General features: G+C 75.3%; 10 protein-coding genes. 4 read left to right on the top strand and 6 right to left on the bottom strand.

All coding sequences use genetic code 11. The features are described 5' to 3' along the window. Positions 1-1,208 (bottom strand): mycofactocin biosynthesis glycosyltransferase MftF (mftF, locus tag MY526_RS11790; protein ID WP_436703931.1); only part of this gene is annotated, 1,208 nt, incomplete at its 3' end. After that, a complete protein-coding gene (locus tag MY526_RS11785; protein WP_436692036.1) occupies positions 1,205-1,747 on the bottom strand; it encodes a cysteine hydrolase family protein in 543 nt (180 codons plus the stop codon). The genes mftF and MY526_RS11785, both read right to left, overlap by 4 nt. Positions 1,748-1,799: 52 nt before the next feature. On the opposite strand from MY526_RS11785, the gene MY526_RS11780 reads away from it, so the two are divergent. From MY526_RS11780 to MY526_RS11770, 3 genes are all read left to right on the top strand, one after another. Further along, positions 1,800-2,567 carry a DUF427 domain-containing protein gene (locus tag MY526_RS11780; RefSeq protein WP_436703930.1) on the top strand — a complete coding sequence of 256 codons (768 nt, stop codon included), beginning with the start codon at positions 1,800-1,802 and terminating at the stop codon, positions 2,565-2,567. A gap of 111 nt (positions 2,568-2,678) precedes the next feature. Continuing rightward, the gene (locus MY526_RS11775) at positions 2,679-3,659 is read left to right on the top strand and encodes an alpha/beta hydrolase (protein ID WP_436692040.1); all 981 of its coding nucleotides are present in this window, start codon (positions 2,679-2,681) and stop codon (positions 3,657-3,659) included. 165 nt (positions 3,660-3,824) lie between these two features. Next, entirely contained in the window at positions 3,825-4,394 is a 570-nt protein-coding gene (locus MY526_RS11770) for a dihydrofolate reductase family protein (protein WP_436692034.1), read from the top strand. Between the two features lie 123 nt (positions 4,395-4,517). Here MY526_RS11770 and mftE read toward each other — a convergent pair whose 3' ends face one another. The 3 genes from mftE to MY526_RS11755 form a co-directional block, all read right to left on the bottom strand. Next, entirely contained in the window at positions 4,518-5,213 is a 696-nt protein-coding gene (gene mftE, locus MY526_RS11765; protein WP_436703929.1) for a mycofactocin biosynthesis peptidyl-dipeptidase MftE, read from the bottom strand. 65 nt (positions 5,214-5,278) lie between these two features. After that, entirely contained in the window at positions 5,279-6,184 is a 906-nt protein-coding gene (locus MY526_RS11760; RefSeq protein WP_436692032.1) for an ABC transporter permease, read from the bottom strand. 1 nt (position 6,185) lies between these two features. Beyond that, positions 6,186-7,160, bottom strand: a complete 975-nt coding sequence (locus tag MY526_RS11755) for an ATP-binding cassette domain-containing protein (protein ID WP_436692031.1) — start codon at positions 7,158-7,160, stop codon at positions 6,186-6,188. A gap of 56 nt (positions 7,161-7,216) precedes the next feature. Between MY526_RS11755 and MY526_RS11750 the strand changes: the two genes are divergently transcribed. Continuing rightward, entirely contained in the window at positions 7,217-7,882 is a 666-nt protein-coding gene (locus MY526_RS11750) for a TetR/AcrR family transcriptional regulator C-terminal domain-containing protein (protein ID WP_436692030.1), read from the top strand. Here MY526_RS11750 and MY526_RS11745 read toward each other — a convergent pair. Further along, entirely contained in the window at positions 7,879-9,810 is a 1,932-nt protein-coding gene (locus MY526_RS11745) for a mycofactocin system FadH/OYE family oxidoreductase 2 (RefSeq protein WP_436703928.1), read from the bottom strand. The two genes, MY526_RS11750 and MY526_RS11745, sit on opposite strands and share 4 nt — an antisense overlap. Between the last annotated feature and the right edge of the window lie 29 nt (positions 9,811-9,839).

The raw sequence follows: 9,839 nt of genomic DNA, 5'->3' as shown, positions 1-9,839 counted from the left end.
GACTTCAGCGGCCAGTGGTGCCGGGTGGCCGAGCGGGCCAGCGTGCGGCCGGCGGCGGCGCTCCCGCGCAGCACCAGGACAGCGGCCAGCCCGGCCGGCGCCCGCTGCCCGGGCCGCGCCAGCCTCCGGGCCAGCCGGCCCGCGGTCACGGCGAGGACCCCGCCGGCCGCCAGCACGGCGGGGCGGCGTCCGGAGAGGAGCAGCGCGCAGGCCGCCGCCGTCGACGGCGAGACGACCACCGGGGCGACGGCCGCGCCGTGCCGGGCGGCGAGCTGCGCGGCGCCGGTGCCGTAGAAGGCCCGCCGGCGCAGCCACTCCCGCGTGGTCGCGGGGTGCTCGTGCGCGACGGCGGCCGCCGGCTCGTAGCGCACCCGCCAGCCGGCCACGGTGAGCCGCCAGACCAGGTCGACGTCCTCGGCCACGCGCATCGACTCGTCGAACCCCGTCCCGAGGGCGCCGCGGCGGGCCAGCAGCGCGGCGCTGGGCACGTAGGAGACCGCCGTCCCCGCAGCGACCCGGGCGGGGTGCCGCCCCATGTCGAGGGCGCTGACCGCCGCCTCGTAGCGCTCCACCCACCCGCCGGCGGCGGACTCCAGCGCGGTGATCCGGGGGGCGACGAGGGCCAGGCGCGGATCGGCGGTGTGGCCGGCGAGCACCCCGGACCAGCCCGGCCGCGGCACGCAGTCCGAGTCGAGGAAGGCGACGAGGTCGGTGCCGGCCGCGGCCAGCCCGGCGTTGCGGGCGGCGGCGGGGCCGCGGCTGACGTCGTGGCGCAGCACCCGCGCGCCGTGCCGGCCGGCCGTCGCGCACACCGCGGCCGGGTCCGCGGAGCCGTCGTCCACCACGACCACCGGGACGGCGGCGGTGGCGCGATCCGCCCGCAGGGCGCCGAGCAGCCGGTCCAGCTCGGCCGGGCGGTCCTTCACGGGGACCACGACGGTGAGGTCGGCCGAGGCCGCGGCGACCGGCTCGGGGTGGGCCAGCCCGGCGTCGAGCAGCCGGGCGGCGAGCGCGGCGGTCGCGGCGTCGCCGACGACCAGCCGGTCGCCGCGCAGCAGGTCGCGGGCCCGGGGCAGCAGGCGGAGCAGCCGCAGGGGTGAGCCGCCGAGCAGCGCCGTCCCCCCGTCCCGCCGCCGGGTGCGCGGGTCGAGCCGGACGGCGAACCCGTCGGGCAGCCGGTCCGGGGGCGGCGCGGGGACCGAGGTCATCCCTCGGCGAGCACCTCGGCGGTCGTCGTCACCTCGATCAGCGGGGCGTAGCAGCCGAGGACCTGCAGCGTGTCCTCGTGCGCCTCGTCGCTCGCCCCGGCGCACGCGTCGGCGACCACGCGCACCGGCACGCCGGCGTCGGCCGCGGGGAGCACGGTCGAGAGCACGCAGCAGTCGGTGGCGACGCCGGCGACGGTCACCGGCCCGCCGCCGACCAGCTCCGTGACGGCCGGGACCCACTTGCCGAAGGTCGGGGCGTCGACCACGGGACGGTCGCCCGGGTCCTCGGAGAGCTGGAACAGCGGGATCGCGTGCGGCTCGCGGAAGTAGGCGTACTTCGCGTAGTAGTCCACCCAGGCGCCGGTCGGCTCCTCGGGCACGACGAACCGGGTGAACACCACCCGGTCGCCGAAGGCCTCCACGAGCGAGCGGACCCGCGGCCGGATCTCGTCGAAGCGGGGTGTCGTCCAGGGGGAGCCGGGGTCGCGGAAGACCTCCTGGTAGTCGACGACGACCAACCAACCGGGCGGCGCTGCCATGCTTCGGACGATAACCGTCCGCCCGGAGCGCCCTGCCGGCAGAGGAGGCCCGGTGTCCGAGTACCCGCCGTCGTTCGTCCCGGCCGACGCCGTCGCGCCCGCGCCGCGCCGGGTGCGCGCGTTCCTGGCCGGCCAGCCCGTCCTGGACACCGTGCGCGCCCGCTACGTGTGGGAGTGGCCGCCGTATCCGCAGTACTACGTCCCGCTCGCCGACGTCGACACCGCGCTGCTGGCCGACGAGGGGACGACGGAGGCGACACCGCGCGGCACCGCCCGCCGGGCCGCGCTCGTGGCCGGGGACGTGCGCCGGCCCGGTGCGGCGTGGCTGTACGGCGCCGACGCCCCCGAGCCGCTGCGGGACACCGTCCGGTTCGAGTGGTCGGCGCTGGACGCGTGGTTCGAGGAGGACGAGGAGGTCTTCGTCCACCCGCGCAACCCCTACTCGCGGGTCGACGCGCTCCGCTCCACCCGGCACGTGCGGGTCGAGCTCGACGGCGCCGTGCTGGCGGAGTCCTCGTCACCGGTCGTGGTGTTCGAGACCGGGCTGCCGCCGCGCACCTACTTCCCCCGCTCCGCGGTCGACTTCACCCACCTCGTGCCCAGCGCGACCCGGACCCAGTGCCCCTACAAGGGTCAGACGAGCGCGTACTGGTCGGTCGAGCTCGGCGGCACGGTGCGCCCGGACCTCGCGTGGTCCTACGACTTCCCGACCCGCGAGATGCTCGCCATCGCGGGGCTGGTGGCCTTCTACGACGAGAAGGTCGACGTCGTCGTCGACGGCGTGCGGCAGGCGCGGCCGCGCACCCCCTTCTCCGACTGACCCGGGCCGGGGCAGCCACCCGACCGCGACTTCCGGGCACCACCGGCCGGGCGTAGCGTTCCCCACCCTTCGATGTGACCGGTTGCCGACCAGGAGGCACGCGTGTCGATCATGGACCGTCTCGACCCGGAGCTGCGGGTCGTCGTCGAGCAGATCCCGGCGCTCGACCTCACCGACATCCCGGCCGCTCGCGCCTCGCTCGCGGAGCTCTACGCGCAGATCAACACCGGCGGTCCCAACCCGCGCGTCAGCCACGCGGACCACATGGCGCCCGGACGCGACGGCAATCCCGACGTCATGGTCCGGGTCTTCCGTCCCGTCGCCGCCGCCTCGGGGCTGCTGCCGTGTCTGTACTGGACCCAAGGCGGCGGCTACGTCCTGACGGCTCCCGACATGGACGACCAGTTCTGCCAGGAGATCGTCGACAGGCACGAGTGCGTCGTCGTCTCGGTCGACTGGCGCAGAGCGCCCGAGCACCCCTTCCCGGCACCTGCCGAGGACTGTTACGCCGGCCTGGCCTGGACCGTCTCCCAGGCCGACGAGCTGGGCATCGACCCGAGCCGGATCGTGATCGGCGGGCACAGCTCCGGTGGGGGCTCGACCGCCGGGCTCGCTCTGCTCGTCCGCGATCGTGGCGAGTTCACCGTCGCCCACCAGTTGCTCATCTACCCGATGCTCGACGACACCAACTCCACACCGTTCAGCCATCTGGTGACCGACGCCCAGGTGTGGAACCGCACGAGCAACGAGATCGGCTGGCGCGGCTACCTCGGTGACGCGTACGGCACGGACGACGTCTCTCCCTATGCCGCGCCGACCCGGATGGAGAACCTGGCCGGTCTCCCCCCGGCGACCGTGCTGACCGGGGAGCTCGACCTGTTCGTCGACGAGGACATCGACTACGCCCAGCGCCTCATGCGGGCAGGCGTCCCGACCGAGCTGCACGTCTACCGGGCCGCCCACCACGGGTTCGACCGCATGGTCCCGCACGCCGCGGTGTCCCAGCGGTTCATCGCCGACCGTGACGCCGCCCTGCAGTTCGGCTTCGCCCGCAGTCTCGGCACGCCCTCGGTGCCGCTACCCGTGACGTAGGCACTGCCCGGCCGGGTCGTCACGCGTGGTCGAGTTGGCGCGGCACTTCCCCGACTGCCTCGACGGGCGGGAAGATCCGACCCGTGACAGCGCGCCGAGGTCTCGCAGACGTCGGCTCGGGAGAGGGCAGACGTGCGGTGACGAACCGGGGATGGCGGTCGTGACGTGAGCAGCAAGGTCGTCGTGAACCGGTGCATGTCGCTCGACGGCTTCATCGCCGGTCCCGGCGATTCCATGGACTGGGGGGACGACCGGGATCTCGCCGACTTCGTGGCACCGGACGATCTCGCGCAGATCGCAGCGGCCACCGGCGCCATGCTCGTCGGCCGGCGGACCTGGGAGGTGGGCGAGCGGATGAAGGCCGAGAAGCCGGGCAGCGCCGACTACCCCTTCTCCGGATCCATGTTCCTCCTCACCCACAGGCCGCTGGTGCCGCCGAACGCGAACGTCACGATCCTCACCGGCGACATCGGCGAAGCGGTCGCCACGGCACTGGACGCTGCCGGCGGCAAGGACCTCGAGATCCTCGGTGCCGACGTGGCCGGCCAGTGCCTGCAGCGGGGACTCGTCGACGAGATCCTGGTGTACGTCCTGCCGGTCCTGCTCGGCGACGGCATCCGCTTCTCGTCACCGGGCGTGGCGCGGACAGATCTGGAACCGATCAGCAGCACGCGGTCGGGCGACGCCACCATCCTCCGCTTCCGCGTCCGTACGCAGGCCGACCGGACTGTCTGACAGCGCCCGGATCTCGCCCGCCGGGGTCGTCCCGGCCGACGCCCTGCCGAGATCACCACACGGTGCGCGGGGACCCGCACAGGCGCCGCGAGCGGCTGACGCCCACACCGCGGAAGTCCGCGCTCAGCCCCGCAGCCGGCCGGCCGGGTCGACGTCCCACGCTCCTACGGCGCCGGCCAGGCGGCCGGCCAGGTCCGCCAGCAGCGCGGCGCCCTCCTCCGCCGAGGCGCCGGCCGGGTCGCCGAGGACGCCGGTGGGGCTGACCCCGCGGACGCCCTCGGCGCGCAGCCGCGGCAGCAGCTCGGCGATCGGGGCGGTCTCCCCCGCCACCGCCCGGTCCAGCCGCACCGCCCGAGGTTCCACGTGCAACACCAGCGACGTCTCGGTGCGGCCGGCGTGCGCGTCGGCGCCGGGCGACCCGCACGGGAACCAGGCGACGTCCCGGCCCTCCGACCGCAGCTGCGGGACCGCCGTGCGCAGCGCGTCGAGGTTGCCGCCGTGCCCGTTCACCAGCACCAGCCGGCCGGCCCAGCGGCACGCCGACCGCCCGTACTCCACGAGCAGCCCGGTCAGGGCCTCGGTGCCGATCGACACGGTGCCCGGGAAGCCCTCGTGCTCCCCGCTGGCGCCGTAGGCCAGAGCCGGGGCCAGCAGCGCGCCGTCCAGGTCGTCGACGGCGGTCCCGGCGACCGCGCAGGCGACCGTGGTGTCGGTCGCCAGGGGGAGGTGGTGGCCGTGCTGCTCGACCGCGCCGAGCGGAACGAGGAGGAGCGGGCGCTCGGGCAGCTCGGGCCAGAACGCCCCGGCGAGGGAACTCACCGGGGCAGCCTACGGACGGCCCCGTCCAGGGTCCCGCTGCGAGCGGCGAGGAGGACGGGGTCCTGTCACTCCGTCGTCCGGAAGACCCGTGCCGCGAGGGTGACCAGGCCGAGGGTGATGACGGCGACGGTGAGCAGCTGGACGCCGACCGGCACCTCCCAGCCCCACCAGGTGAGCACCGGGAGCAGCCGCTCGCGCTCCTCCGCGGTCAGGGCCAGGTGCTGCAGGGTCAGGTACCGCATCGGCTGGACCACGTAGGTGAGCGGGTTGAGCCGGGTCAGGACGGCGAGCCAGTCGGGCAACGCGGAGACCGGGAACAGCGCGCCCGACAGGAACATCATCGGCATGATCAGCAGCTGGCTGACCGGCATCGCCGTCTGGATGGTCTTGATCCGGGTGGAGAGCAGCACGCCCAGCGCGGTCAGCAGCAGCGAGCCGAGGAACAGGCAGCCGACCAGGGCGAGCAGCAGCGGCGGCGAGTAGGGGATGCCGACGGTGCCGACCAGCGCCAGCAGCACCAGGCTCTGCACGGTGGCGACGACGGCGCCGCCGAGGCACTTGCCCCAGATGATCGCCTCGCGGGAGATCGGCGCGACCATCATCTCGCGCAGGAACCCGAACTCCCGGTCCCACACCAGCGAGATGCCGGCGAACGCGGCGGTGAACAGCACCGACGTCGCCAGCACGCCGGGGAAGAGGAACGTGCGGAAGCTGGTGCCGCCGCCCGTGTCGACGATGCTGGCCAGCCCGGTGCCCATCACGAAGATGAACAGCACCGGCTGCAGCAGCATGGTGAGGATGCGGGCCTTGTCCTGGCGCAGCCGGATCAGCTCCCGGCGCATGACGACCCAGGTGGCGCGCAGCTCGTGGGCGAGGTCGCTGCGGACCTCGGGCAGCAGTTCCGGGCTCGGCGCGGGCGGAACGGCGGTGTCGCGGGTCGTCATGTCGTGCTCGTCGACGGAGTCGGTCATGTCATCGCCTCCCGGCGAAGGGGAACGCCGGGTGCCCGGGCCCCTCGGAGTCGCGGATGGTGCGGCCGGTGTAGGTCAGGAAGACGTCGTCCAGGCTGGGGCGGGTCACGGTGACCGACCGGATGCCGACGCCGAGCTCGGTGAACAGCCGGGGCACGACCTGCGCGCCGTGCGCGACGGCGAGGGTCACCTGGCCCTCGTGGATGCCCGCCTCGATGCCCAGCCGCTCGCGGACGCGGGCGATCGCCAGCTCGTCGTCGTCGGTGCGCAACGCGATCCGGTCGGTGCCGATGCTGGACTTGAGCGCCTCCGGCGTGTCCTCCACGACGATCTCCCCGTGGTCCATGATCGCGATCCGGTCGCAGTGCTCGGCCTCGTCCATGTAGTGCGTGGTGACGAAGACGGTGATCTCCGTCGTCCGGCGCAGGTCGTGCAGGTAGTCCCAGATCGCGGCGCGCGTCTGCGGGTCCAGGCCGATCGTCGGCTCGTCGAGGAAGAGCACCTGCGGGGCGTGCACCAGCCCGCGGGCGATCTCCAGCCGGCGCTTCATCCCGCCGGAGAAGCGCTGCACCGTGTCGGTGCGGCGGTCGGTCAGCGCCACCATCTCCAGCACCTCGCGAATGCGGCGCTCGGCGACCGCGCGCGGCAGGCCGTAGAGCTCGGCGTGGAAGCGCAGGTTCTGCTCGGCGGTGAGCTGCAGGTCCAGCGTCTGCTGCTGGAAGACCAGGCCGATCCGGCGGCGCACCTGGTCGCGCTGGCGGACGACGTCGAAGCCGGCCACCCGGGCCGCGCCGGCACTGGGGTTCCGGATCGTGCAGAGCATCTCGATGGTCGTGGACTTGCCCGCCCCGTTGGGGCCGAGGAAGCCGTAGGTCTGCCCGGTCTCCACCCGCAGGTCGATCCCCTTGACCGCCTCGACGACGGAGTCGCCGGTCTTGTAGGTCTTGGTCAACCCGGCCACCTCGATGGCCGGCACTCTCGCAGCGTCAGGCACGGCGAGGAGAGTTCTCTAACACCGTTAGGGTGTCAAGCGTGAAAGCGGCAGAGCGCTCCCCGGTGACCCGCGAGGCGGTCGTCGACGCGGCCCTGGCCCTGCTGGCCGAGGGCGGTCTGGAGGCGGTGTCGTTCCGGCGGATCGCGGCGCGGCTCGGCGTCGCCGGGCCGACGCTCTACTGGCACGTGGACAACAAGCGCCAGCTCATGGACCTCATGGCCGAGGAGCTGCTGCGCCGCGCGGGGGTCGACCACGCCGGGCCCGCGCCGGGACAGCCCTGGTGGGAGTGGCTGCGGGCGGACGCCGAGCGGATGTTCGACGCGCTCGTCGCCACCCGGGACGCCCCCCGCGTGCTGGCCGGGAACCGGCCGAGCCGGGACAGCCTGGCCTCGATCGACCGCGCCCTCGCCGTCCTCGTCGACGCCGGCCTGGCCCCGGGGGACGCCCAGCACGCCCTGTTCGCCCTGGGCTCCTACGTGCTCGGCAGCGCGATCGAGTGGCAGGCCGAGGCCGAGCGCAGCGCCGGCCAGCCGCTGCCCACGAAGGACGACGCCGAGCTCACCGCGCTGCGCGAGGAGATCCTGGCCGGGCACCCGACCCTGCTGGCCGCGATCACCGAGGTGCTCGACGAGCCGCACCGCACCACCTTCGAGTTCGGCCTGGACCTGCTGGTCGCCGGCCTGCGCACCCGGTACGAGCGTTAGAGGGCCGCGCCCAGCCGCTCGCCGTCCAGGGTGGCCGCCGAGGCCCGGCGCGGGGCGAGGCAGTCGCCGATCCGGTGCACCTCCAGCCCGCTGCCGCGCAGCGTCCGCCACAGCTCGTCGGCGGGCTCGGCCGGCGCCGCGACCACCACCCGGTCGACGGTGCGGGTCTCGACGACCCCGGTCGGGTGGTGCAGCAGCCGGACGAGCCGTCCCTCGATCCCCTCGACCACCCGGTCGGTGCCCAGCCGGATGCCCAGCTCGGCGGCCCGGCGGCGCCAGCGCGGCAGGTCGAGGGTCAGGCCGAGGTCCTGGCCCACGACCATCGCCGCGGTGGTCACCTCGACCGTGCAGCCGCGCCCGGCGAGCAGCTCGGCGACGGAGGTCGCGGCCGCCGCACCCAGCTCGTCGACGACCAGGACGTCGCCGGCGGGGGCGGCCCCGCCCGCGAGCACCTCCCGCACGTCGACCACCCGGTCGCTTCCCCCCGCCCACGCGGGCCGGGCCGGGCGCGCGCCGGTGGCGAGGACGACGACGTCGGGGGCCTGCGCGCGGACGACGTCGGCGGTCGCCCGCACCCCGGTCCGGACGTCGACGCCGGCCCGGGCGCACTCGGCGGCCAGGTCGTCGACCAGCGGCCGCAGCCCCTCCCGGCCGGGGGCCGACGCCGCGAGGCGGATCGCGCCGCCGGTCGCCGTTCCCCGCTCCAGCAGGGTGACCGCGTGCCCGCGCTGAGCCGCCGTCGCGGCGGCCCGGAGCCCGGCCGGCCCGCCGCCGACGACGAGCACCCGGCGGCGGCGGACCGGCACCGGGAGCGGCGCCTCCCGCCCGGCGCGGGGGTTGGTCACGCAGCCCAGCGGCCGGTTCACCCCCACGGCTCCGGCGCACTCCTGGTTGCAGCCCAGGCAGGTGCGGATCTCCCCGGCCCGGCCGGCGAGCGCCTTGGCGGCGAACTGGGGGTCGGCGATCTGACCGCGGACGACGCCGACGAGGTCGCAGTCCCCGTCGGCCAGCGCCCGCTCGGCCTGGCCAGGGGTCAGGAACCGGCCGACCCCGATGACCGGGACGTCGACCGCGGCCCGGATGGCGGCCGCGACGTGCCGCGCGTAGCCGGGCGGGGTGGTCATCGGCGGGATGACGAGGTGGAGGGTCGCCGTCGCGACGCCGACGGTGGTGCTCACGTAGTCGACCAGGCCGCGGGCGGCGAGCAGCCGGGCGGTGGCGACCGCCTCGTCGAGCGTCGTCCCGTCGTCCACCCCCTCCTCGCCGGCCAGCCGGACGCCCAGCGCGCGACCGGGCCCGAGCGCCTCCCGGACCGCGGTGAGCACCTCGACCAGGAAGCGGGCGCGGTGCTCGAGCGGACCGCCGTAGCCGTCGGTGCGCCGGTTGGTGGCGCGGGACAGGAACTGGCGGACCAGCGAGGACTGCGAGCCCTGCACCTCCACGCCGTCGAACCCGCCCGCGGCGCAGCGGGCCGCGACGTCGGCGTAGCCCGCGACCAGCCGGGCGATCTCGGCGGTGGTCGCCGCCCGTGGCACCTCGCGGAACAGCGGGTCCGGGACGGCGGACGGTGCGGTCACCGGCCGGCGGGTGTGCCGGCCGTCGGACTGCCCGCCGTTGTGGTTGAGCTGCGCGAACACCGGCACCCCGTGCGCGTGGACGGCGTCGGTGACCAGCCGGTACCCGGGTAGGACGGCGGGGTCGTGCCCGCGGACCAGCTTCTCGTAGGGCCGGTCGGCCGGGTCGGTCGTGGACTCCTCGGTGACCACCAGGCCGGCGCCGCCGGCGGCCCGGGCCGCGTAGTAGGCGGCGTGCCGCGCGGTGGGCAGCCCGTCGACGGCGTAGTTGGTGAGGTGGGCCGGGAAGACGACCCGGCGGGGGACGGTGACCGGGCCGACCCGGAGCGGGGCGGACAGCCGCTCGTGTCCCACTCCGCCTCCTCCCGCCCGACCAGCCCGGG

It is taken from the genome of Geodermatophilus sp. CPCC 205761 (assembly GCF_051383655.1).
Taxonomy (GTDB): domain Bacteria; phylum Actinomycetota; class Actinomycetes; order Mycobacteriales; family Geodermatophilaceae; genus Geodermatophilus.
Note: the sequence above shows the minus strand (reverse complement) of the source record. Positions and strands in the feature narration are given on the sequence as shown.

Bases quoted from the DNA above. Each gene is read 5' to 3' on its own strand.
- MY526_RS11785 (WP_436692036.1), bottom strand. From the start codon at position 1,747: ATGGCAGCGCCGCCCGGTTGGTTGGTCGTCGTCGACTACCAGGAGGTC.
- MY526_RS11775 (WP_436692040.1), top strand. From the start codon at position 2,679: ATGGACCGTCTCGACCCGGAGCTGCGGGTCGTCGTCGAGCAGATCCCG.
- MY526_RS11760 (WP_436692032.1), bottom strand. From the start codon at position 6,184: ATGACCGACTCCGTCGACGAGCACGACATGACGACCCGCGACACCGCC.